A 22831-nucleotide genomic window follows, 5' to 3' on the forward strand; every position below is an offset into this window, starting at 1 on the left:
TTCGCCCCGGAGACGGATCAAGCCATGCTCACGGATGAAAACTTCAACGGCTTTCTCGCCTTTGTCTTTTTCCTGGCTGTGCCGCTCGCGGCGCTGCTCGGGGCGATTATCCGGCGGCGTTACCGCAAGGCCATCGCGCGCGCGATGCGCGCGGGCACACCCAGCCCCGGGGCCGCCTTCGCCGTGCCCGGCCCCAGCCATCCCAACGGCGCCGCCCTGCAGGTCGATGTCGCGCCCCTGTCCCGCGCGCCCCCCCTGCGGCCCGCGCTCGCGCTGCGGTATCTCGCGGCGGGCCTGGCCTTCGCGCTTGTACTGGTGACGGTGATGTTCCTGCTCGACGGGATCGGCTTCGCGCCCCTGCGCTTTGCCGTGGTGGTGGCGGCCTTCCTGCTGCCCGCGCTGATCATGGCGCTCTACGTGGCCGGGCTGCGCTGGTACTGGATGGTGGCGGCGGGAGTGTTCTGGACATGGCTGCTCTATGTCATCGCCCCGGAGAGCAACGACGTCCTCGGCATTCTCGTCGGCCCAGCGCTGATGCTGGCGCTTCTGGTGGGCAACCCGGCCCTGCGCACCACTGCCGTGCCGCTCTTCATGGTGGCGGTCGCGCTGGTCGTCCCGCTCGTCTTCGCGCTCGAAGCGATCTACCTGATGATGTTGGCGGGGGTGCTTGATTTCCTGCTCTTCCTGCTCCCTCCGGGCCTGGTGGCCGCGATCTACGTGATCCTCGGCCTTGCGCTGATGCTCGCGGTCGGGACGGGGCTCGCGCTGCTGGTCGTGCGCGCGGTGGCGCGGCTCACGGCCCGCTCCAGCGAGTTGATGATGCAGCATGACCTGCTGTGGCTCTTCCAATGCGTCTGGGTCATCGGTCTCGGCTGGGGCAGCCACGGCCCGCTGACCCTCGCCTACCTGCTGGCCTTCGCCGCCTACCGGGGCACCCTCGCCCTGCTCCGCCCCCGCGCCCCGGCGCAGGAGACGCATCTGCTGCTGCGGGTCTTCGGCCAGCAGGGCACCCAGACCCGCCTCGCCCGTTCGCTCCTACTGGACTGGCGGCAGCGTGGCCCGGTCCTTATGATCGGCGCCGAGGATCTCGCCACCGAAACCCTCGACGCGCCCGAACTCGCCGCCTTCCTGCGCCGACGCCTGTCGGAGCTCTTCATCGACAGCCCTGTGGACCTGGCGGCGGCCAGCGCCGCCGGCACCGCGCGGCAGGGCGACGGGCTCTTCCCGATGCAGGACTACTATTGCCGCGACAGCACCTGGCAGCCCACGGTCCTGACACTGATGGCTCAGGCCAGGCGCATTCTCGTGGACATGCGCGGCTTCGACCCGGCCAACCAGGGGATCCTGTTCGAGATCGACGCGCTCGCCGCCCGCGTGCCCACCGACCGGCTGCTGGTGGTTTGCGCGCCCGATGCGGTCGAGCAGGTCACCGCGCTCTTTGACGGAGCCTGGGCACGCGCGGGCCGGGAAGGACAAACCGACCGCCTGACCCTGCGGACCGCCTAAACCCCCTGCCCGTCAGGACGCAGCGCGGTCTCGATCCGCTCCAGCGCCTCGCGCGCGGCCTCCTGCCCCTCCAGCCACTGGCGATGCTCGTTCGAGATCTGCTCGTTCACCGCCGCGCCAAAGGCGCTTGCTGCCCCGGTCCGGCCCGCCGCCACCGCCGCGCGCACCTCGTCGAGCTTGGCCGTGATCGCCACCAGCGCCGAATAGGTCCGGTCGTAGCGCTCCGCGTTGCGCCGGTCCTGGGTCATCTGCTCGCGCCCGATGGCATAGGCCCCGATCGCCGCCCCGAACACGCCGAGCGCCGAGATCGCCTGCAGCGACCCATCCGCGCCGACACTGACAAAGCTCGACAGGGTGGCAAGGAATGCGCCTGCCGCCCCGATGGCGAGCGTCCGGTTGGCGCTGGCCTCATGCTGCCGTGCGCGGTGGTCATAATACGTCCGCTGCACATCGAAATGGTACCGGCGCACGTATTCCAGCGCCAACATCGCGCTCTCCTGCGGCCCCTCCGCCGCGCGCGCAAGCAGGCCACTGAAATAGCCTATGCGGTGGGTCTCCGCCTCCGCCCGCTTGCCCATCCAGGTCTCCAGAAGCCGCCCGTGCCGCAACCAGTAAAGCCCCGCGGCCCCTGCCGCAGCACTGATCGCCGCGCCGACGCTGAGCACCGTTGCCCCCGCGCCGTAGCCCGCCAGCGGCCCGCCCGCGCCGGCCAGGATCGTCCAGGCCATGGCCCCGGCCCCGAAGACCGAGGTGAACAGCGCACCGAGATTGGCGCAACTCATAGCCCGCCGGTAGCCCCGCTGTGCCGCGATGGCTGCCGCATCGAACCGGGCATAGGATTGCACCGCACTGCGCGAGGCCGCCGAAACCATCAGATCCGCCAGCACGGGCGCCTTCTCGCGATATCGCGCCTCGTGGGCCGGCAGGTCGAGCAGGTAGTCGCCCTCGTCCTTGCGTCCGATGATCTCCTCCGCCTCGCGCCAGTCCATCGCCCCCTCCTCCGCCAAAGGTGCCCAAACGTCTCATGCCAGCCTGCAACCTGTCCAGTCGCCCCGCGCCTCGGGCAGGGTCGAGGCACGAACCACGCCGGGCCACGCGCGCAGCAGAGGCGTTTGACCAACACGGCAGATTTATGGGATCACGTCGCATGGGCGGTCTGGGTGCTCTCGATCCGACCGCAAACGCAGCAGCCCGAACGAGGCATATCGTGAAAACCTTCTTCCTGATGGCCAGTCTGAGCGTGATGCTTCTGTCCGCTTGCGGACCAGCGGTGCGCACATTCGAGCAGACGCCGTCTTATGCACCGGACCAGCCGACACGCACGCAGCTTGCAAGGGCCGTCAGCCAGCTGGGCGACCCGCGCGATGGCCGGTCCGGTGTCAGATTGATCGGCAACGGAGAAGAGGCGATCGCCGCCCGCCTTGCTCTGGCCGCCGCCGCCGAGCAGACGATCGACGCCCAATACTACCTCTTGCACGATGACCTCACCGGACATGTCTTCGCCTGGAGCCTTCTTCAAGCCGCGGATCGGGGCGTGCGGGTCCGTCTCTTGCTCGATGACATGGACACAGGGGGCTATGACGCTGCCACGGCGGCCCTCGATGCCCATGAAAACGTCGAGATTCGGCTCTTCAATCCGTTCTGGCGGGATCAGAACCTGCTTGCCGCCGGTCTGACCGACTTCAAGCGGATCAACCGGCGGATGCACAACAAGTCGATGACCGCCGACAATGCCATGTCGATTGTCGGGGGGCGGAATATCGGCGACGAGTATTTCCTCGCCAAGCGGGACATGAACTATTCGGATATCGACGTTCTGGTGGCAGGCCCCGTTGTGGACGCGGTGTCCACCAACTTCGATGCATACTGGAACAGCAGGTTCGCGGTGCCCGCCCGCGCCGTGATCGGCGCACCGAAAGACATGAGCCTCGATGCAGCGCGCGACCGTCTCGACGCACTCATCGGGGATGCTCGCGAACTGGAATATGCCAGCGTCATCCGCCGGGCGAGGGCGCAGAACTTCACCGCCTCGACCCTCGCGCTCGAATGGGTGCCTGCAAGGATGTATTCCGACCCGCCGTCGAAGGCGGCAGGTGCAAACGATGACGGGGAAATCCTGGCGTCGCAGCTCGCAAAATACTTCGCCGCGGCGAAATCGGACGTTCAGATCATTTCCGCCTATTTCGTGCCGCGCGACCGCGGCAGCGCCTGGCTGGCCGAGCTCGAGGACAAGGGCGTCGAGGTTTCCGTAGTCACCAACTCACTGGCTTCCAACGATGTGAAACCGGTTTATGCGCATTATGCCAAGGACAGACGACGGCTTCTGGAAAGCGGGGTCAGCCTTTATGAGCTGCGACCCGATGCGGACCGCGCGCAGCGGCGGGGCGTGAACTGGGGTCAATCGCAATCCGGTTTGCACGCCAAGGCCTTCACCATCGATGATCGGTACCTTTTCGTGGGGTCGTTCAACTGGGACCCGCGTTCGGTGAACATCAACACCGAGATGGGCATCCTGATCGACTCGCCCACGTTCACCGCCAACGCCTCGGAAGCTCTGTCAGAGGCCCTGGAGGCCGAGGCATTTGCCGTTCGGCTCGAAGAGGACAATCGGATCTCGTGGACCGAGACCGACCCGGATGGCACCCAAAGGATCTATTATCATGAGCCGACCGGGTCCCCCTGGGACCACTTCGTCGCGGGGCTCTATGCTCTGCTGCCCATCGGCTCGCAACTCTGAGGCTGCCTGTTCCCAGCGGTTTCTGCGGGCACCGCGTCAGGCAAAGAGCACGGTACAAGAAGATGAGGGGTGCTGCGAAAACGGTGTCGTGGTGATCCGGTCGCGCCGGAGCCGTGTACTCGCACCGACCCACCCTCCGTTACGGGATCGTGTCCACGACGCCCCGCGCGGCCTCCGGGCCTGTTTCGGCGGCGGCCGAGCACAAAGGCCCCGCCACTGCCTGGCACAGACACAAACCGACTTGCGCAGGCGTCAGCCCTCGTCCGCCATGGCGACCGTCCCGATCGGGTCGCACCCCTCCATGCAGCGCTCGTTCATCGTGTCGGGCCGTGTGTCGGTGATGAATGCGTCCCGGTTCGGCATCTGGATCTCCGGCATGGTCTCGGCATTCATGACGAAATCCTCCGGGATCAGGCCATTGAGATGATAGAGATAGGCAGATACCGCGTAGACCTCGTCATTGGTCATGGAGTGCGGATTGTCCAAGGGCATCGCCCGGCGGACATAGTCGAACAGGATCGGCGCATAGGGATACATGCTGCCCGGGGTCAGGACGCGGCGGCTTTCGGTCATGGTGCCGATGCCCCCCACCATGGAGCCGTACATCAGATCCGCACCGCCCTCCGCATTCTCGCCGTGGCAAGCGACGCAGAGCTCGTCGTAGACCGCCGCGCCTTCGGCCACGGTGCCCTGTCCTTCGGGAAGGTTACCCCCCGACGGGGTCGCAATCGCGATATCCCACAAAACAAGGTCCGCCTCCGAGATCGGCGTGCCAAAAGCGGCGTCCGGCCGGTCCCAGTCGGAGGCGAACACCGGAAACGCGGTTGCCGCGAGAAACACCCCCGCCGCACGGATCAAGTTACGCGATTGCATTGCCGACCTCCCCGTTGGAAGCGATCGTCCATGGGAAGATCGCATTGTTGTGCTGCACGAAGCCCGAGATCTCCCGGACTCGCGCCAGTTGCTCGGCGGTGGGCTGCACGTATCCCGTGCTGTCGACGGCGCGACTGGCAATCTTCGCCGGCGTTCCGTCCCAGTTCCACCGGAACCGGAAGCGCGTCAGGCACTTCTCCATCACCGGGCCTTCGAGTTGCGCTTCGACCCAGCTGCGCCCACCATCGACGGTCACGTCCACATGGCTGATCGTGCCGTTTCCGGACCACGCAAAGCCGGACAGCTCCACCGGGCCCGGTCCGGGCAGGCGCATGCCCCCGGACGGGTTGGTGATGACCGATTTCGCCTCCATCTCCATGGAGAACTGCCGCCATTTGCCATCCGGCATGGGGTCGGTATAGCGCGCGGTCTCGCCCCGAACGTGCAACGGTTCGTTTGTCACATAGATCCGGCGCAGCCATTTGACGTTGGTGTTTCCTTCCCAGCCGGGAAGGATCGCACGCACCGGATAGCCCTGCTCCGCCCGCAGCATCTCACCATTCTGACCATAGGCCAGCAGCGCATCATCCATGATCTTGTCGATCGGGATCGATCGCAGGTGCCCGGACCCATCGGCGCCCTCCAGAACGACCCAGCTCGCGCCGTCCTGCAGGCCCGCTTCATCCAGAAGCCATGACAGGGGGATGCCGGTCCATTGCGCGCAGGACAGAAGGCCATGGCTTTGTTGCACGGTGGTCGAACGTGCCTCGCGCCAATCCGTCAGCCCGTTGCCGGAGCACTCCAGAAAATGAAACCGCGAGACCGAAGGATACCGCATCAGGTCGTCCATCGAGAACAGGAGCGGCTGCCGCACCATTCCGTGGATCGCGACCCGGTGCACATCCGGGTCAATCCGGGCAACGCCGTTATGGTGGCGCTCGAAGAACAGCCCGTTGGGCGTCGCGATGCCCAACTGTTGATGCAGGGGGGTCATGCTCCAGTCAGAATAGTTCTGCCGATTGACGAAAACATCCGTGCGCCTGCGCCGGACGTGGTCCTCGTACTCGATCGGCATACCGTAATCCGTCTCCGGGATCGGATCGCCCATGGTCCGGTTGCTTTCGGGTACGGCAAGCGGCGCGGCCCTGGCCGCAAGCCCGGCGACGGCAGCAGCCCCAAGCCCGGCGCTGGCCCCCAGAAAAGCGCGGCGACCAGAAGATGCCAGCAGGCGCGATGAAGACTTCTCAGGTTGGTCCATGAAAGCTCTCCCAATGCAAGTAAGGTTCGATCATTGCCCAGTAAAACGATTCGAGGCAATTTTATTATCTTACATTCAATAATTTGATTTTATTATTTCGATCGAGCGGAATTGGTCGTTCGTCCAGCTTGGGCAGGGACAGGATGCGCCAGCACTCCGCCTCCATGGCCCCCAAGGCGCATGCCGAAATCAGGTTCCGCGTTTCGCCCCTTGAAACCGCGCGATACCGACCTTGGCTGAGGCCCCCCTGATTTCGGGCGCATGGCACATGTGACCGGCCGAAAACCATGCCTGGCCTTGCGTCTCGAAAAGACCGTTACAGCCACCGCGCAGGCTCAACGCACAAGACCCGCCGATACCAACCCACCCAAAAAGCAGATCACGCACGGATCGATCATTTGATGAAACAGTGGTGAGCCGTGCAGGATTCGAACCTGCGACCCGCTGATTAAGAGTCGTGAGGTCAGATTTTCTATAGATCTCTGGTTGCTTCGTTACTTCTATTTTTTATTATATTTCACAAGGCCTTGAGTAGATTCCACCCTTTCCATATTACTTTGCACTACTTGCCAACTCGCTCCCTTACGCTTACCCAGTGCTTACCCAAGAGAAGCATTTACCCATGCCCAAAGTAAAACTGAGCAAGAAACTCGTCGAGAGTGCAGCCGCGGGTGACGGCGACGAGGTGTTCTGGGACACCGCTCTGCCCGGCTTTGGTTTGCGCGTCAAAAGCAGCGGGTCGAAAAGTTACGTGGTCCAGTATCGCAACCGTCAGACCGGGCGCTCACGGCGCAAGACGATCGGCCAGCACGGTCCGCTGATGACCCTGTACCAGGCGCGCGAGATCGCGCGTGGATATCTTGCGGACGCGCTGCGCGGCGGCGACCCCGTCATGGAGGCGCAGGCGCGGCGGAAGGCGAAGTCGATGCGAGACCTCGCGGATGACTACATGACCAACCATGCGCTCCCCAAGAAGCGGCCCCGCAGTGCGGCCATGGATCGATCTTTGCTGGATCGCGTGGTCCTTCCCGCATTCGGTCGACAATCGGTGGATGAGGTGAGCCACAAGGACATTCAGCGGCTCCACAACAGCCTCCGTGACACGCCCTACCAGGCCAATCGCGTCCTCGCGTTACTGTCCAAGATGTTCGAACTGGCGATCCGGTGGGGTCTGCGCGGCGACAACCCGGTGAAGGGCGTCCCGCGGTTCGCGGAGGAGAAGCGGTATCGATGGCTGTCCGATAATGAACTGGACCGCCTGCGTGAAGCCTTGGATGCGCACCCAAATCAGCGCGCCGCGAATGCCATACGTCTTCAATTGCTGACCGGCGCCCGTACCGGCGAGGTTCTCACATCACAGTGGTCAGACTTCGATCTTGACCGCGGTGTCTGGGTGAAGCCCTCTCATCACACGAAACAGAAGCGCACGGAGCACCTGCCATTGTCGGCAGCGACCGTGGCGCTCCTGCGATCCATTGCGCATGGACGGACCGACGACAGCCCTTTCGTTTTCCCGGGCCGGAAGCCCGGTCATCCCATCAAGGACCTGAAGCGCTTCTGGACATCGGTCACCAGCACTGCCGGGCTCAAAGACTATCGCCTCCACGACAACCGGCACACCCACGCGTCCCATTTGGTCTCTAGTGGGCATAGCTTGCCCATTGTTGGGCGCCTTCTTGGCCACACCAACCCTATGACGACACAGCGCTATGCGCATCTGGCAGATGATCCTTTGCGGCAGGCGGCCGAAGTGATGGGTCAGAAGCTGACGAACACGGAAAAAAAATGAAGAGGCGACCCACGAGCTTCACGCTCGCCGGCTCATTTTTCGTCAACCCGCAAAACTAGCCTTCGGAAACCGTTGGTCAGGATGCAGCCTCCTGCAGCATCGTCGGCGAGAAGACTATCAGAGTCGAGAAAACAGCCAGATCTCTTTGCTCAAACTATGCGGCGGCCTCGATACTGCCCAGATCGTCCATGCGAGAGCAAATGCGGGTTCGTGTGGAGACAGGAGCTTGGAAAAGCTGCGCAGCGAAACGACAAGTCTAGCCAGAGAACCCTAAGAATCATGCGCCGAATCCGGAAAACCACGTGATATTAAGGCATTAACGTTGTCAAATGCGGGTTGGACAATTGATTCCTACTCTTCTGAGGTCTCCGCCCTGCCACGGTTTTTTTCTCCCCTCAGCGCCCAAGTGAGACATTTCTACCTCGTTGCAACAATGAGCCTGCATAAAGAGCACGCAGCACCGAAGTGCGGCTTCTATGAAAACCATAGAGTTATCCAAGTGGTCGCCGAGGCGCGCGTGCGCGTGACAGCCCCGAGCGATCATAGAGAAATTCGTTATCGCCAATGGTCAGACGAATCCCAGTCTCTCCTTGTGTCACGTTCACGGGCTCTTCTCCGGTCAGGCCGACGCACCAGTGGGCCGGGGGAGCGATCACAGAGATTGGCGTGCCGAAGGGGCCGACGGTGCCAGTGGGCAATGCGAAACTCGGGCCGCGCGCGCCCAGCCGGGTCTGCACCGCTTCGTCAGCGCCCGGGAAAGCCGTGGGGAACGGCGCGCCCCGATCAAGGGACAAAAGCCCGCCCGCGCGCCCTTCTGCGAGGGACTTTGCATCGATGCGATGGCCATACTCGTCCCAGTCCAGCGCGGCTTCGACAGAAGCCAAGGCATCGGGATGCGTCGCAGCCTCCACAAGGGTCCGGTTGTCCTCGGGGATCTGCCAAACAGGCCGGTCGGCAATGCAGCGTCGGGTGAGTTCGAGGCCGCGCAGGTCAAGATAGATCCCTGCGTAACCACCGGCGGTCTGCCACGCGCCCAGCCCGTTCTCGAAACGCGGACCATCGGCCAAGGCGGCCAGCCCGCACTCGGGGACCATAATGGACGCGACGGCTGCTTCGAAACCTGCGGGCCGGGTGCGATCCGCGTGGCGGTGCAGGCGACCAATACGTTGCAACAAGACATCCATGGGGCAGAGGTCCGTGATCAGGAAATCCGCATCGATGTCGAGAGATTGTTCCAGGGTTTGCGTACCCAAGACCACTATTCCCGTTGTCACTCCCGCACGCCCAAGAGCCTGCTCGACCGCTGCATCCAGCTTTCGCCGATCCTCCGCCGCGAACCGGGCGTGATGCAGGGCTGGCTGGCCCAAAACTGAGAGGCACAAATCGGCGCGCGCACGCGTCGCCGCCCGCCAAGTCGCCACAGCCGCCTCCACCGTGTTGCGCAGTACCAGAACCCGGGCGCCCTTCTCAGCCGCCGCAACGGCTTTGTGCGCGGCGGCCTCCGCGTCCATCGTGCCGACAAGACGGGGATGTACCGACTTGGCGTAGCCAACTGGATCGGGCCGCAGGGGGTCCGCAGGAGCTGCATCGTGCCAGATCGCGGGGTATGGAAGCCCGCTCGCAGCCCTTTGCGACGGGGCGGGCTGCCCGAGCCAGGCTGCCCGTTGCCCCGCGCCGAGCGTCGCCGACATCAAGAGCGTATGGCCCCCCAGCGCGGTATGCCCAGCCACCAGAGGTCTGGCGACCGCGTTCATGTAGGCGTCCGAAGCATGGACCTCGTCGATCACCAGAAGGCTCCGCGACAGCGCGGCGGCCCGCAAGGGTGCGTGCTTCACCTGCAAGCCCGCCAGAAGTGCTTGGTCGATCGTTCCGACCGCCACAGGGGCAGCGAGAAACCGCGTGGGGTGCTCCGCCGCCCAATGGACGCGATCATCGTCCCACAGCACGCGAAAGCCGGGCAGCTTGCGTCCCTCCGCCAGCCCGGCGCGAAGCATTCCTGGCACAGCGAGCACCGCCTCCGGGCCGCCGATGCGCGCCATCGCCTCCTGTATGCGGCGGTGCAACTGTCCCGCAGCAGCCCTTGTCGGAACCGCGAAATAAAGTGCATCGACCCGCCCCTCGGACCGCAACCGCGCGAAATGGGCCAGCGCCGCCTCGGTCTTGCCCGAGCCGGTTTCTGCCTCGATGATCACCAGGCGGGCCTCGAGGGGAATATCTGCGATCGTTTGTTGCACGCCGCGCGGCACCGGGTGGCCTGTCAAATCCCGGAAACTGGGCGCGGTCCCCGGCCAAGCAGGGTTCGACAGGCCGATGGCCACAAGCGCCGCCGCGGCGCGCGCGCGGGCGGATGCGCCATAGTCAGGGTCAAAGTCGCGGCGCTGGGGAAACGCCCCGTCGTCGGAGCCGATCCAGTCCGCGAGCGCCAGCAGACCCGCGAAGAGGTGCACCAGGCGGTGGGATCTCAGGACCGCCAGATCGATGGCGATCTCAGGGAACCACTGGCGCAGAGCCGCACCCATCCGGCGATCCTCGGCCCGCCAGTCGTAGCCCGGCACGTCTCGAAAGACGTCCCGCGGGTTGGGCGGATAAACAAAGCTGTCGAACGCCATCGGGCGACCGTGATGGGCCAGCAACGCGCCAAACCACGCCTTTTCCATACCGCCGGCGACCAGCGGCGCAACGAGCGGACCGGCCGCCCCGTCCAGAAGCGGCTGACCGTCTAGCAGCCGATCCGCCCAGATCAGCCCCTCGCTGAGGTGACTGGCCGTTCCGCCCGCGATGCCATCGGGCCAGACCTTGGCCTGAAAGCGCGGGGACAGCTTGCCGATGTCGTGGAGAAAGGCAAAGGCGCTTAACCAGGCGACAGCCTCCGGCTTAAGGTAAATGCCCGCCGCCGCGGCTGCGCGCGCCGAGATCACCGGATGGCGAAGCAACCCCTCCAGCACCGCGGCCACATCCATCGAATGGTGGGCCAGGTGATGCGAGGGGCGTCCGGCCGCGTCGGTCTTTCCCCAGGCCGGGTTGTGTGTAATGCGCGCGTCCACGTTGTACTTGACCCTTCGCAAATAGCTGGCATCATCTTGCTACGTTTCGCGTGCAAGTTGAAGGTTCCTTGGTATGGCCTGTTCTCCCCATCGCGGCACGCCTGTTCCCAAGAATGGATCATCGCTCGCGCACAGCGCGCCAGGTCGCGGTCTTCGGGCTCGGCCCTCGGGGCTATCGCGGTGCAGGAAAGCATGCCGGTGAACCTTCTTTCCGATCCGATCTTTTCCGCCGAAGGGGGCAGGCGTCTTAACCTACCCGGCCTCTTCGCGGCGCTCGCCTGTGATGAGGTCCGCGGTTTCCCCCGCCTGCGCGCCCATCAGCGCGCCGCCTGGCACATGTTCCGCGTTCAGCTTGCCGCTCTGGCCCTAGACAAGGCCGGGCGCGCGGAGCCCCCTCAGGATGAGGCCGACTGGCACGCCCTGTTGGTCGCGCTGACAGAAGGTGTCGCTGGGCCATGGGATCTGACCGGGCCTGATCGCACCAAGCCGGCCTTTCTCCAGCCACCGGATCCGGGTGGGCTGAAATGGGAGCCGGTTGCGACGCCGGACGCGCTGGACCTGCTGATCACATCGCGGAACCACGACCTGAAATCGGAGATTGCGGCGCAGGCGGCGCCAGAGGACTGGGTGTACGCGTTGATCTCCCTCCAGACCTCCGAGGGCTATGGAGGGCGCGGCAACTTTGGGATTGCGCGGATGAATGGCGGCTCATCCAGCCGTGCGATGTTGGGTCTTGCTCCGGCCGGTCCGGACGGACGGCCGGACCCGGCATCCTGGTGGCGGCGCGACCTGGCGCTGGTGTTGCGCAATCGCAATGCGCCAACCCTGCTGACCCGCGGCGGCAAAGCCCTGCTCTGGACGCTGCCCTGGCCTGAGGGGCGTCAGATCCCAGCGCTCGAGATGGACCCACTCGCCATCGAGGTCTGCCGCCGCATCCGGCTGGTTGCGCGGGACGGCACCGTCGTCGCCGAACGCGCGGCATCAAAAGCGGCACGGGTGGAGGCGAAAGCCTTCAACGGGGTGCTCGACGATCCCTGGGCGCCGGTGAATGTCAAGGACGCGACCCCGAAAACCCTGACGCTTGGTGAGGGGGGGCGGTTTCACTACCGACGCATGGTCGATCTGCTGACCGGAGGCTACTGGCAACTGCCGCTGGCGGCCCGCCTCGATGAAGGGGAGGTCGCCGGGAACATGGTGCTGGTCGCCGAGGCACTAGCGCGGGGTAACTCCAAGACGGACGGCTTGCAGTCGCGGAATGTGCCGATGCCGAAACGGGTGCGTGGTCTTGCGGACATACGCAACCGAATCGCGCGGGCCGCGCAGGAGCAGATGGCCGAAATCGCCGCGGCCGATGCAGCTCTGCGCGAAGCGGTTGCGCTTTATGCGGCCCGCGGCGATTTCGAGACTGTGGGGAAACCGCAGCGTCAGCGGGCGGCGGCGGCCCGCGAGCGCCTGGATGCCACCGCTGACCGGATTTTCTTCGACCATCTCTGGGCGCGTATCGCCGGGATGGATGAGGGCGATGATGCACTGGCCGAAGCCCGGGCCAACTTCCGTGCCGTACTAGTGACGACCGCCCGCGACGAGCTAACCCGGGCCTTCGACGCGATCCCCTGCGCGCGCATCCACGCCCCCCGCGCCCGCATCCGCGCCCGGGGCCGACTGGAGGGCGCGCTGCGCAAAGCCAACCTGTTGGAGGTCACCCATGCCTGACGACCGCGACCACGGCGCGACGGCCCTGTCCATCGCCGCCGCCCTTCGCCCTCTCGACCCAGGGGCCCTGGCCGCCCTGCGCCGGATGACCGGGGACGGATCGGTGCCCGCCTATTGGCGTCTCGCCGCGTCGCGCCCGATGCTGTCGGACGCGCCGGAGAAATGGGTGCCCATCGTCCGCGCGATTGGCATCCTGACACCAAAGGGCGCCCCCGAGGATCGCAGCGACCTGCATGACGCAGCGCGGCCCCTCGGCAAGGTGCTCTGTGACGGGGGCGATCCCGATTGGCCGGGCAAGCTCGGACCGGGGCAGAAACCGAAGCCAAAGCTGAGCGAACGCCGTCTGGCGCAGCTTCTGGCCGCACGCGGAGCACAAAGAACCATCCTGCTGACCCGCGCGATCCGTGCGCTTGCCGCCTCGCGCTCCGGGAAAATGGGGGTGCACGTGCCCGACATTGCCTGGGCTTTCCTGCGCGCCGATCCGTCGGACATGCTTGCCCGCCCATACTACCAATGCCTCGACCGCGCCGAACGCGCCGCCCACACGGAGACCCGAGCTGATGCCTGAGCCCCGCTTTCTGCAGATCCACACGCTGACCTCATACACGGCGGCCCTGCTCAACCGCGACGACAGCGGGCTGGCCAAGCGGCTGACCTATGGCGGCGCGCCGCGCACCCGGATCTCGTCCCAATGCCTCAAGCGGCATTGGCGGATCGCCGAGGATCCCCATGCTCTGCACGCAATCGACGGCGCCGACGCGGCCTCTCGGTCGCGCGAGCTGGTGACGCGCAAGGTGCTCGGCGGCCTCGGCCCCGAACCGGTGGTGGCCGCGATCGAGCCGGTGTTCCAAAAGGCCGTCTACGGGGACAAGGGCACCAGCAAAACCGCGCGACAGACGCTCCTGTTCGGGGACCGGGAAATCGCCTGGCTGCGCGGCGAGGCCGAGCGCCTGGTCGCCGAAGCGGGCGGCGATGCCGGGGCGGCGGCCAAGACCGCTGAAGCCTGGGCCAAGGACTTCAAGAAGAACATCGCCGCGATGCGCGACGCGGTCGCCTTGCCCGGCGGTCTGACGGCCGCGCTCTTCGGGCGGATGGTGACCTCGGACACCTCGGCCAACATCACCGCGCCGGTCCATGTGGCCCATGCCTTTACCGTTCATGGCGAGGAAAGTGAGTCAGACTATTTCACGGCTGTGGATGACCTCTCGGAGGACGAGCCAGGCGCAGACACGATCCAGGAAACCGAGCTGACCTGCGGTCTCTACTACGGCTACGTGGTCGTCGACCTGCCCGGGCTTGCGAAAAACCTCGGTCCTGCCGCGGCCGATCTGTCGGGGCCGATCCTGCACAACCTCGTCCACTTGGTCGCCGAGGTCTCCCCGGGGGCCAAGCTGGGCTCGACCGCGCCCTATGGTCGAGCGGGTCTGATGCTGCTGGAGGCCGGCGATCGCCAGCCCCGCTCCCTCGCCGAAGCGTTCCGTGATCCAGTTCCGGCCGCGGCAGGCATGGCAGGGGCGACCGACGCACTCACGGAGCATCTGGCGGAGATGGATGCCGCCTACTCGACGGGCGAAGATCGGCGCTTCCTGTCGCTGCGGAATACCGATCTGCCCGGTGCGGCGCGCGGAACGCTCAAGGAGTTGGCCGATTGGGCCGCCGCCCTGCCCGCCCAACTGTCATGAGCGGGACCGACACACGCTGGCTCGTTTTACGCTTGAGCGCGCCGATGTTGTCCTTCGGGAGGGTCTCTATCGACCAGGTCGGCCCCACCGCGCGCTGGCCTGGGTCGTCAATGCTGACAGGGCTTCTCGCCAATGCGCTCGGCTGGGACTGGGACGACAGAGCTCGACTCCAGGCGCTGCAGGACCGGCTGCGCTTTGGCGCGCTGATCCTGCGCGAGGGCGACACCCTGACCGACAGCCAGAACGCTCAGCTCGCCAAGGCCGATCGGGGCTGGACAACGCGCGGCGCGCCGGAGGGCCGGGCCGGGGCAAGCTACGACGCGCCTCACAGGCGGCGGCGCGATTTCCTCATGGATGCGGAGTATAGGGTCGTCCTGACGCTTGCCCTCGCCGAAGCCGAGCCGACCCTCGACCGTATCGGCGCCGCGCTGGACCGACCCGCGCGGCCGCTCTTTCTTGGGCGCAAGCCATGCCTGCCGACACGACCCCTGCGCGCGGGCGAGGTCCGGGGCGCAACCGTATATGCGGCGCTCGCCGAACTGAACTGCGCAACGCCCTGCCCAGCTGCCTGGCCCAAGGACGACGGCCCGGACGGGCACCGCGTGCACGACGTGGCCGACACACGGGTCTGGTCCAGCGGGCTGCATGGCGGCACTCGCGCCTTGGTGGAGGGGACACTGTGACGCTCTATCTCGCGCGTCTGCCGGTCGATCTGCCCGCACTTGCGCGGGCTGCGGGAGAGCGCGGCTGGACCCGCGGCCGACGTGCGGCGTTTGATGAGGGCCGGGCGTTGCATCACCTGCTGGCAGAGACCTTCGGCCCCGGCGCCCTGCAACCGTTCCGACTGGTGGTCGCCCCGCGGGCAAAGTCCGGCACGCTCTGGGCCTACACTGACGTGGATGCGACCGCTCTACGCGAGATCGCAGCGCCCGTCCCGCTGTCCGAGGCGATGGTGACCGCACTCTCCCCCGACCGGATCGAGACCAAGCCGATGCCAGAGCTTGCCGTGCCCGGGCGCAGGCTCGGCTTCGACATCCGTCTTCGCCCGGTCGTGCGCCTCGCCTCCGCCATCCCCGCGCCTGCCGATCGCGCCGCCGGAAGGGATCACGGGTTTAAGGCCGGCGCCGAAGTCGATGCCTTTCTCGCCGAAGCTCTGCGCCAGCCCGACCGGGAGGCCATGCACACCGCCGAACGCAGCCGCGAGACGGTCTATGCCGCCTGGCTCGCCGACCGCTTCGGCCCCGCCGCCGAACTGGAGCAAGTCACCCTCGCCGCGTTCCGCCGCAGCTTCGCCGCCCGCAAGGACGGCCGGGGGTGCGAAGGTCCGGATGCGACCCTGCACGGCACGTTGACGGTAGGCGACGCGAAAGCGTTCGCGGAACGACTGCACCGGGGGGTCGGACGCCACAAAGCCTATGGCTACGGCATGTTGCTGATCCGCCCGCCCGGGCGCCCGGTGCCGAAAGGATAGGGCAATGCTCAAGGGGCGGCTCGGTCTCGACAGTGCGAAGGTCCCCCACGGGGACCGCGCAGGGCTACTCTATCTCGCGCGCGGGGCGCTGACCGCCCGCGATGGCACACTTGCCTTCCAGCGCGGGTCCGCCGAAGGTCCCGACGCCCTCGCGCAGGGGGACCATGCGATCCCGCTCCAGGGCGTGTCGATGATCCTGCTTGGACCCGGCTCCACCGTCAGCCACGACGCCCTGCGCCTGCTCGCCCATGCCCGTACGGCCCTCGCCGCCGTGGGCGAGGACGGCGTGCGCCTCTACACCGCACCGCCACTGATCCCCGACCGCTCCGGCCTCGCCCGGCTTCAGGCCCGGCTCTGGGCCGATGACGACATGCGTATCATGATCGCGCGGCGCATGTACGCGCTCCGGCTTGGCGAGGTCCTGCCACACCGCACGCTGGATGTCCTGCGCGGGATCGAAGGCGCCCGGGTCAAGGAAAGCTATAAGATCACCGCAGAGCGCTTCGGCGTGCCCTGGCGCGGCCGGCGCTACGACCGGGCCGACCCGCTAGCCGCCGACCTGCCCAACCAGGCCCTCAACCACGCCGCCAGCGCCGTCGAGGCCGCTGCGGCCATCGCCGTGAGCGCAACCGCGACCGTGCCACAACTGGGCTTCATCCACGAGGATCCCGGCCAGTCCTTCGTCCTCGATATCGCCGACCTCTGGCGCGAAACTGTGACACTGCCCTGCGCCTTCCGCGCCGCCAAACGCGCGGCCGAGCGCCCGGACATGCCCGTCGAGCGTATCGCGCGCCGCCTGACCGGCGAGACGCTGGCGAAGGAGCAGGTCATCCCCGCGATGATCGACCGGATCAAGACCCTGATCGAAGAGGGCCCATGAGCCGCGAGCCACGGCCGGAGACAGCCGCGCCATGCCCATGACGATGGTCGTCACCCGCGATGTCGAGGCCCGCTACCGTGGATTTCTCACCTCCGTCATGCTTGAGGTCGCACCGGGGGTCTACGTCGCCCCGGATCTGTCCGCGGGCGTGCGGCAACGGGTCTGGGCGGTCCTGTCGGACTGGTACGAAACCCTGGGCCGCGGTGCGATCGTCATGGTCTGGCGGGACCCGGCCGCCACAGGCAGTCTCGGGATGGAGATGCTGGGCACACCTCCGAAGGAAATCGTGGACGCGGACGGAATTTTGCTCGTAAAACGAAAGTGAAGCGCGACCCGCTCAACCCGGCCCTTTGACATCGCGAGCAATTTCAAGGAAATGGCTCCAAGAGGCTCCCCCGCCCCCGCGGGGATAGACCCGGCATCGCCCCGGCGGCCACCGACACCACCAGGGCTCCCCCGCCCCCGCGGGGATAGACCCTGGTCGGGCTGGACGTATCTCGCGGAGACGCTGGCTCCCCCGCCCCCGCGGGGATAGACCCTTTCCAGACAACGGGCCTGGCCCTGAATGCCGGGCTCCCCCGCCCCCGCGGGGATAGACCCGACACCGGGGCGATCCGGTCGCCGGGGTTCATGGCTCCCCCGCCCCCGCGGGGATAGACCCCTGGAGGGAGCTGTGGTTGGACCTGACCCGCTGGCTCCCCCGCCCCCGCGGGGATAGACCCCTGCTGACGCGCCTGGCCGGGGCGCTGGATGCGGCTCCCCCGCCCCCGCGGGGATAGACCCGGGAAGGTGCTTGGACTTGCGCCGCCGAGGTTGGCTCCCCCGCCCCCGCGGGGATAGACCCTTGGACAGCACCTCGGGATCGTTGGGCAGCGTGGCTCCCCCGCCCCCGCGGGGATAGACCCTCTTGGACAGCACGAGGGGGGAGGTGATTCTGGGCTCCCCCGCCCCCGCGGGGATAGACCCCCGTCCTGGTCCTCGAACACCCCCGCGCCGGGGGCTCCCCCGCCCCCGCGGGGATAGACCCTGTCCTATGCCGTCGAAAAAGCCGCCAAAGCCGGCTCCCCCGCCCCCGCGGGGATAGACCCACTCACCTATGACGAAGACCGGACGCTCAGCGGGCTCCCCCGCCCCCGCGGGGATAGACCCCCGGAGGGAGCTGTGGTTGGACCTGACCCGCTGGCTCCCCCGCCCCCGCGGGGATAGACCCCGACCACACGTCGCGAAGTCAAGATCCCGACCGGCTCCCCCGCCCCCGCGGGGATAGACCCGAGACTGATAGCGTCGCGGTTGAGACGTTCAAGGCTCCCCCGCCCCCGCGGGGATAGACCCTTGAACCCCTCGGCCCACCCGACGGGCAAGGGGCTCCCCCGCCCCCGCGGGGATAGACCCCCACCCGAAACCAGCGGCCTGGATGAATTCACGGCTCCCCCGCCCCCGCGGGGATAGACCCGTAGTAAATCATGTTCGGGCGCAGCTTCATATGGCTCCCCCGCCCCCGCGGGGATAGACCCAGTGGGATCGCTTGATCCGCGACCGTTTCACCGGCTCCCCCGCCCCCGCGGGGATAGACCCATCCGCATCATCGCCACGGAGTCCGGCGCCGCGGCTCCCCCGCCCCCGCGGGGATAGACCCCGCCGAGCGTTTTGGCGTGACGGTTAGTGATCGGCTCCCCCGCCCCCGCGGGGATAGACCCTTTGGTGACGACCTATTCTTGAAGATCAACGCGGCTCCCCCGCCCCCGCGGGGATAGACCCGGCGCGCTCCTGCTGGCTGTGGTGGCGTTCCTGGCTCCCCCGCCCCCGCGGGGATAGACCCGGCGGCAAGGGTGACACTATCGAGGATCTGGTGGCTCCCCCGCCCCCGCGGGGATAGACCCGCGATTACGAAAAGCACCTGACCTATATCGAGGGCTCCCCCGCCCCCGCGGGGATAGACCCGCAATGGCCGATATGCTCGATCCCCAAAAGGTGTCTCCCCCGCCCCCGCGGGGATAGACCGTGGAACACGTGCACGTCGATAATCCTGGGCCGGGCTCCCCCGCCCCCGCGGGGATAGACCCAGCGAGGGCACTGCGACCGCCACCAGCGCCGAGGCTCCCCCGCCCCCGCGGGGATAGACCCTCGGCTCGCGTCGTCAACTGAAACCGCATCACGGCTCCCCCGCCCCCGCGGGGATAGACCCGTAGCGATTGGGGTGTCGCCTCCTTCGAGGTAGGCTCCCCCGCCCCCGCGGGGATAGACCCTACGACCGCCAGCGGTATATTATTGGTGTGGAGGCTCCCCCGCCCCCGCGGGGATAGACCCAAGGCCCCGCTCGGGCCGGACTACGTGCGTCAGGCTCCCCCGCCCCCGCGGGGATAGACCCGGCGCGAGCGCTTCCTGCACATCGCTGGGTGGGGCTCCCCCGCCCCTGTGGGGATAGACCCCCGCAGGCTTCGGTCGCGGCTGGATGAAAGTTCAGTGGCAGGTCACGTGCTTTCCAGGATAGCCACGACTTCAAGCTTTCGCCCTAGATATTTCAGTAGCTTACCACAGAAACCGTCACAACTTTTGCGACTCTGTCCACATCTTTCCTCCCCGTAGAAGCACATCTTTTCCTCTAGAAGCGCACCGCATCCTGGCGGTCCGCATTGAGGTGAAGAGGAAAGCAAATGGCAAAGCTCACGCAGGCGCAACTGGCGGCGCGGTGGTATGTGTCGCCGCGGACACTGGAGCAGTGGCGGTGGTTGGGGAAGGGACCACGGTTTCTCAAGATCGGGGCGCGGGTACTCTATGACGAGGCCGAGATCGAGGCCTATGAGGCCGGGCAGGTTTGCCAGAACACCCACGGCCCGCTCGATCCGGGGCGCGGCTGATGGCGAAGCGGTTCCCCGCCAATCGGATCAAGACCCACCGCATCTACACGGTCTGGGAGGTTTCCGACGCGCTCGGGTGCCACAAGCAGACGGTCGGGCGCTGGATCAGGTCCGGGGCGCTTGCAGCGGACATGCGCAAGCGTCCTTGGCTCATCGACGGGCGCGATCTGAAGGCGTTTCTGGGCCAACGGGTCGCTCGGCTCCGCTGCAAACTGGCGCTGCATCACTGCTACTGCCTTGGCTGCAAGGCACCTCAGGAACCCGACGGCCGGATGGCGGACTACGTCCAGCAGACCACGGAAACCGGGCAGCTCACAGGGATCTGCCCGGCCTGTGGCGCCCTCATGAACAAGATGGTTAGGCGCGCCGATCTGGAGGCCATCCGGGCCAAACTGGAGGTCACAATCCAACAGGCCTCGCCAAGATTAGTGTCCCTTGAAGATCCCCGTTCAAATGTCACCTCCACTAGGGAGCGCCGGACCCATGGCAAGACGCAACAGCGATAACCAGCGCATCAAGCGCAAATACCTCGTCTGGCTCAAGGACGCCCGCGGTTTGTCCGAGGCATCGATCGACAAGACAGCGGCCGCGATAACCGGCTACGACGATTGGCTCGGCGGGAAGGACTTTCGCGCTTTTCACAGCGAACGCGCCCGATCCTTCAAGCGCCATCTCGGCGGTCTCAGGAACGCGCGCACCGGGTCACCGCTGTCGGCCTCGACGGTGAACAGCATCCTACGGGAACTCAAGGCGTTTTATTATTGGCTTGCCGATCAACCAGGTTACAAATCGCGCATCAGCCGGTCGGATGCCGATTACTTGAGCCCGGATCGCAAGTCCGATCAGGCGCGCCGCGGGTCGCTCTGGAAGCCGCATCCCTCGCCAGACCAAGCCCGCCACGTCATCACCAATATGGCCGTCGGCTCTATCATCGAGCGCCGAAACCGCGCTTTCCTGGCATTTCTGTTCCTCACCGGCTCCCGCGAGGGGGCGGCCATTTCCGTGCAAGTTCGCCATGTCGACAAGATCCATCGCTGCGTGCAATTCGACGGGCGCGACGTGTACACCAAGTTCGGCAAATCCTTCACCACGGGCTTCTATCCGATGGGCGCAGCGCTCGAGAAGATCCTCTTCGGCTGGATCAATGAGCTGAAGCGTGACCATCTCTTTTCCGGTGGCGATCCTCTCTTTCCCAAGACCCGGGTGGGTGTTGGCCCGGATCGCCGGTTCCAAGCTCTCGGCATTGCGCGAGCCCCTTGGGCCAGTCCGTCAAGCGCTGCGAAGATCTTCAAAAGGGCCTTTGTCGATGCGGGGCTGCCGCCCTTCTCGCCGCACCGCGTTCGCGACACCATCGCCGAACTGGCGAGTGCGCATTGCCGCACACCGGAGGAGTTCAAGGCATGGTCACAGAACATGGGCCACGACGACGTTCTCACCACCTTCCGCTCCTACGGATCGGTCGCACCTGGCCGCCAGATGGAACTGATGACCCGCTTCCGCGAACGCGCGGCTATCGACGACGACCTTGACGTGATCGAGTAAAGCCTAGCCTTTGTCCACGCGACGACGGACCGTCACCCGGTCCGGAGCAAGGCGATAGCCCTGCCACGGCACGTTCTCGATGATTTCCCTCGTCGCATCCGCGTCCAATCCAGACGACGCGAACTTTTTTTGCAAGGCGTTTCTCGCTCTCAGAACCCGGCGTCGCAGCGCCTCTTCACTTTCCAGTCCGAGCCGCCTGGCGAGCTCCGGCGCAGAGATACAAGGGTAGTCGAGGGGAGTGAGGCCCTGCCCTGCCCCGGACAACCAGCTCTCTGCAAGGACAAGGAGCAGGTCTGCATTGGCATCGCGCTGGAACGTGATATGCGGTCCTACTCGTACCCATCGCGCGGCGCCATCGATCTCGACCGCGATTGTCTCCGGCTCGGCGCGTCCAGCCGGTGCTGCAGCGACGGCTACGGTCGGCAACAAAACCTGTGTCTGCATCTCACCGTACAGTCGGGGCAGGCTATGCGCAGGAAAGCTCCCCGCGGCGCGCTGATCGAGGGCCTTGCGCATGACGCCTGCAACGCTTGACCCGTGGCGCGCCAGAAGGCCGCGGATCATGTCCAGGGCGGTTTCGGGTGGCTGCTGCACATGCATCACGGCATCGAGCACCGCAGGCAAGGATCTCTCGAGATCCTCCGGCGTCATATACTCGAAGGCCTGGGCATTGCGCACATATGACAGCGCAATCTCGCGGTCGCGAACATCAGTTCTGCTGCCTTCGAGACGATCGATGCACTGGGAACACCGGCCGCAATGCGGATGTTGCCGGGTCTGGTTGTGGACGTCGGCGCAACTGCGCGAAACAGCGATCTGTTCAGCCATGTTCAGGCGCGCGATCGTCTCGACCACCTCTTTCTTCGTCCGCCAGAAATACGGGTTATCAACGCGCATCGCGCCTTGGAAAACCTGCCCCAGCAGCGCGGTGAACCGGGAGAGCGTCTGTGGGTGCGTCGTCCGTGTGGCCCTTGTACCAAGGACGTTTCCGACCGGCGGGAGGTTCAGGCTCACCACACCGTTCTCATGAAAGGACACCCGGTTCAGGTCGAAGGCCTCCGCCGTGATCGCTCCCAAGGCTGCAAACAGGAACGACCGGCTGCGATGCGTGCCTTCCTTCAGTGAGCGCCCCATCATCTGAACCTGCACAGGGACATGCTGGCACGTGTTGGCGCCGAACGCGTCCGCGAGACTCCTTTGCATGTATCGCTGTACCGGCGCGATCTTTGTCGCGGAGAAATGGCTGACAAGTGCCACCCGTTGGCCATGCTCGGCGATCTCCTCCACAGCCCCGGAGAGGGAATCGAGACCACCCGAGAACATCAGCACCCGCGTTGCCTGCCAGGAGCTTTCCTTGTCGAACTTGAAGAAAGGCGATCTCGGCGCCTTTGCGGAGGGCGCTTCGGTGAACGTGAAGGCGAACCGATCTCCGGTCAGGAACATGAGCGTCTCTTCCAGTGCATGCGTGACCTCTGGCG

At 66.1% G+C, this 22831-nt stretch carries 18 protein-coding genes and 1 CRISPR repeat array; of the genes, 13 read left to right on the forward strand and 5 right to left on the reverse strand.

Annotation, left to right across the window (positions count from 1 at the left end; translation table 11 throughout):
* Positions 1 to 24 precede the first annotated feature (24 nt).
* Complete coding sequence (locus tag DSHI_RS16260) at positions 25 to 1506, forward strand: hypothetical protein (protein WP_012179868.1); 1482 nt, start codon at positions 25 to 27, stop codon at positions 1504 to 1506.
* Here DSHI_RS16260 and DSHI_RS16265 read toward each other — a convergent pair.
* Positions 1503 to 2495 (reverse strand): hypothetical protein, encoded by a 993-nt coding sequence (locus DSHI_RS16265; RefSeq protein ID WP_012179869.1) that lies wholly within the window; start codon positions 2493 to 2495, stop codon positions 1503 to 1505. The genes DSHI_RS16260 and DSHI_RS16265 overlap by 4 nt on opposite strands.
* 218 nt (positions 2496 to 2713) lie before the next feature.
* Here DSHI_RS16265 and DSHI_RS16270 point away from each other — a divergent pair, with 218 nt between their 5' ends.
* The gene (locus DSHI_RS16270) at positions 2714 to 4243 is read left to right on the forward strand and encodes a phospholipase D family protein (protein WP_245533021.1); all 1530 of its coding nucleotides are present in this window, start codon (positions 2714 to 2716) and stop codon (positions 4241 to 4243) included.
* A gap of 252 nt (positions 4244 to 4495) precedes the next feature.
* Here DSHI_RS16270 and DSHI_RS16275 read toward each other — a convergent pair whose 3' ends face one another.
* Both DSHI_RS16275 and soxC read right to left on the reverse strand, forming a co-directional pair.
* Complete coding sequence (locus DSHI_RS16275) at positions 4496 to 5116, reverse strand: c-type cytochrome (protein ID WP_012179871.1); 621 nt, start codon at positions 5114 to 5116, stop codon at positions 4496 to 4498.
* The gene (gene soxC / locus DSHI_RS16280; protein ID WP_012179872.1) at positions 5103 to 6374 is read right to left on the reverse strand and encodes a sulfite dehydrogenase; all 1272 of its coding nucleotides are present in this window, start codon (positions 6372 to 6374) and stop codon (positions 5103 to 5105) included. Before soxC ends, DSHI_RS16275 begins: the two co-directional genes overlap by 14 nt.
* Before the next feature lie 622 nt (positions 6375 to 6996).
* Between soxC and DSHI_RS16285 the strand changes: the two genes are divergently transcribed.
* Positions 6997 to 8163, forward strand: a complete 1167-nt coding sequence (locus tag DSHI_RS16285; protein ID WP_012179873.1) for a tyrosine-type recombinase/integrase — start codon at positions 6997 to 6999, stop codon at positions 8161 to 8163.
* Between the two features lie 491 nt (positions 8164 to 8654).
* Here DSHI_RS16285 and DSHI_RS16290 read toward each other — a convergent pair whose 3' ends face one another.
* Complete coding sequence (locus DSHI_RS16290; protein ID WP_050757855.1) at positions 8655 to 11207, reverse strand: CRISPR-associated helicase/endonuclease Cas3; 2553 nt, start codon at positions 11205 to 11207, stop codon at positions 8655 to 8657.
* Positions 11208 to 11405: 198 nt separating this feature from the next.
* On the opposite strand from DSHI_RS16290, the gene DSHI_RS16295 reads away from it, so the two are divergent.
* The 10 genes from DSHI_RS16295 (at position 11406) to DSHI_RS16340 (ending at position 21353) form a co-directional block, all read left to right on the forward strand.
* On the forward strand, positions 11406 to 12920 hold the full coding sequence (locus DSHI_RS16295) for a hypothetical protein (protein WP_203426289.1): 1515 nt from the start codon (positions 11406 to 11408) through the stop codon (positions 12918 to 12920).
* Complete coding sequence (locus DSHI_RS21485; protein WP_012179876.1) at positions 12913 to 13488, forward strand: type I-E CRISPR-associated protein Cse2/CasB; 576 nt, start codon at positions 12913 to 12915, stop codon at positions 13486 to 13488. The genes DSHI_RS16295 and DSHI_RS21485 overlap by 8 nt, the downstream gene beginning before the upstream one ends.
* Positions 13481 to 14602: a type I-E CRISPR-associated protein Cas7/Cse4/CasC gene (gene cas7e, locus DSHI_RS16305; RefSeq protein WP_012179877.1), complete on the forward strand. Its 1122-nt coding sequence runs from the start codon at positions 13481 to 13483 to the stop codon at positions 14600 to 14602. Before DSHI_RS21485 ends, cas7e begins: the two co-directional genes overlap by 8 nt.
* The gene (gene cas5e, locus DSHI_RS16310; protein WP_012179878.1) at positions 14599 to 15285 is read left to right on the forward strand and encodes a type I-E CRISPR-associated protein Cas5/CasD; all 687 of its coding nucleotides are present in this window, start codon (positions 14599 to 14601) and stop codon (positions 15283 to 15285) included. The genes cas7e and cas5e overlap by 4 nt, the downstream gene beginning before the upstream one ends.
* Complete coding sequence (locus tag DSHI_RS16315; protein WP_012179879.1) at positions 15282 to 16073, forward strand: type I-E CRISPR-associated protein Cas6/Cse3/CasE; 792 nt, start codon at positions 15282 to 15284, stop codon at positions 16071 to 16073. Before cas5e ends, DSHI_RS16315 begins: the two co-directional genes overlap by 4 nt.
* Before the next feature lie 4 nt (positions 16074 to 16077).
* Complete coding sequence (gene cas1e / locus DSHI_RS16320; RefSeq protein ID WP_012179880.1) at positions 16078 to 16953, forward strand: type I-E CRISPR-associated endonuclease Cas1e; 876 nt, start codon at positions 16078 to 16080, stop codon at positions 16951 to 16953.
* A gap of 31 nt (positions 16954 to 16984) precedes the next feature.
* Positions 16985 to 17278, forward strand: a complete 294-nt coding sequence (cas2e, locus tag DSHI_RS16325; RefSeq protein WP_012179881.1) for a type I-E CRISPR-associated endoribonuclease Cas2e — start codon at positions 16985 to 16987, stop codon at positions 17276 to 17278.
* Between the two features lie 63 nt (positions 17279 to 17341).
* A CRISPR array of direct repeats spans positions 17342 to 19382; the repeat unit is 29 nt; unit sequence GGCTCCCCCGCCCCCGCGGGGATAGACCC.
* 225 nt (positions 19383 to 19607) lie between these two features.
* Entirely contained in the window at positions 19608 to 19811 is a 204-nt protein-coding gene (locus DSHI_RS16330) for a MerR family transcriptional regulator (RefSeq protein WP_012179882.1), read from the forward strand.
* Complete coding sequence (locus tag DSHI_RS16335; protein WP_012179883.1) at positions 19811 to 20317, forward strand: helix-turn-helix domain-containing protein; 507 nt, start codon at positions 19811 to 19813, stop codon at positions 20315 to 20317. Before DSHI_RS16330 ends, DSHI_RS16335 begins: the two co-directional genes overlap by 1 nt.
* Entirely contained in the window at positions 20295 to 21353 is a 1059-nt protein-coding gene (locus DSHI_RS16340; RefSeq protein ID WP_012179884.1) for a tyrosine-type recombinase/integrase, read from the forward strand. Before DSHI_RS16335 ends, DSHI_RS16340 begins: the two co-directional genes overlap by 23 nt.
* Before the next feature lie 3 nt (positions 21354 to 21356).
* On the opposite strand, the gene DSHI_RS16345 is transcribed toward DSHI_RS16340, so the two are convergent.
* Complete coding sequence (locus DSHI_RS16345) at positions 21357 to 22796, reverse strand: 7-cyano-7-deazaguanine synthase (protein WP_012179885.1); 1440 nt, start codon at positions 22794 to 22796, stop codon at positions 21357 to 21359.
* Between the last annotated feature and the right edge of the window lie 35 nt (positions 22797 to 22831).

The sequence above is a fragment of the Dinoroseobacter shibae DFL 12 = DSM 16493 genome, from assembly GCF_000018145.1.
In the GTDB taxonomy this organism is placed as follows: domain Bacteria; phylum Pseudomonadota; class Alphaproteobacteria; order Rhodobacterales; family Rhodobacteraceae; genus Dinoroseobacter; species Dinoroseobacter shibae.

Excerpts from the sequence above, each read along its gene's own strand:
- DSHI_RS16260 (WP_012179868.1), top strand. The coding sequence starts at position 25 with ATGCTCACGGATGAAAACTTCAACGGCTTTCTCGCCTTTGTCTTTTTC.
- DSHI_RS16265 (WP_012179869.1), bottom strand. The coding sequence starts at position 2,495 with ATGGACTGGCGCGAGGCGGAGGAGATCATCGGACGCAAGGACGAGGGC.
- DSHI_RS16275 (WP_012179871.1), bottom strand. The coding sequence starts at position 5,116 with ATGCAATCGCGTAACTTGATCCGTGCGGCGGGGGTGTTTCTCGCGGCA.
- soxC (WP_012179872.1), bottom strand. The coding sequence starts at position 6,374 with ATGGACCAACCTGAGAAGTCTTCATCGCGCCTGCTGGCATCTTCTGGT.
- DSHI_RS16285 (WP_012179873.1), top strand. The coding sequence starts at position 6,997 with ATGCCCAAAGTAAAACTGAGCAAGAAACTCGTCGAGAGTGCAGCCGCG.
- DSHI_RS21485 (WP_012179876.1), top strand. The coding sequence starts at position 12,913 with ATGCCTGACGACCGCGACCACGGCGCGACGGCCCTGTCCATCGCCGCC.
- cas7e (WP_012179877.1), top strand. The coding sequence starts at position 13,481 with ATGCCTGAGCCCCGCTTTCTGCAGATCCACACGCTGACCTCATACACG.
- cas5e (WP_012179878.1), top strand. The coding sequence starts at position 14,599 with ATGAGCGGGACCGACACACGCTGGCTCGTTTTACGCTTGAGCGCGCCG.
- cas1e (WP_012179880.1), top strand. The coding sequence starts at position 16,078 with ATGCTCAAGGGGCGGCTCGGTCTCGACAGTGCGAAGGTCCCCCACGGG.
- cas2e (WP_012179881.1), top strand. The coding sequence starts at position 16,985 with ATGCCCATGACGATGGTCGTCACCCGCGATGTCGAGGCCCGCTACCGT.
- DSHI_RS16330 (WP_012179882.1), top strand. The coding sequence starts at position 19,608 with ATGGCAAAGCTCACGCAGGCGCAACTGGCGGCGCGGTGGTATGTGTCG.
- DSHI_RS16335 (WP_012179883.1), top strand. The coding sequence starts at position 19,811 with ATGGCGAAGCGGTTCCCCGCCAATCGGATCAAGACCCACCGCATCTAC.
- DSHI_RS16340 (WP_012179884.1), top strand. The coding sequence starts at position 20,295 with ATGGCAAGACGCAACAGCGATAACCAGCGCATCAAGCGCAAATACCTC.
- DSHI_RS16345 (WP_012179885.1), bottom strand. The coding sequence starts at position 22,796 with ATGTTCCTGACCGGAGATCGGTTCGCCTTCACGTTCACCGAAGCGCCC.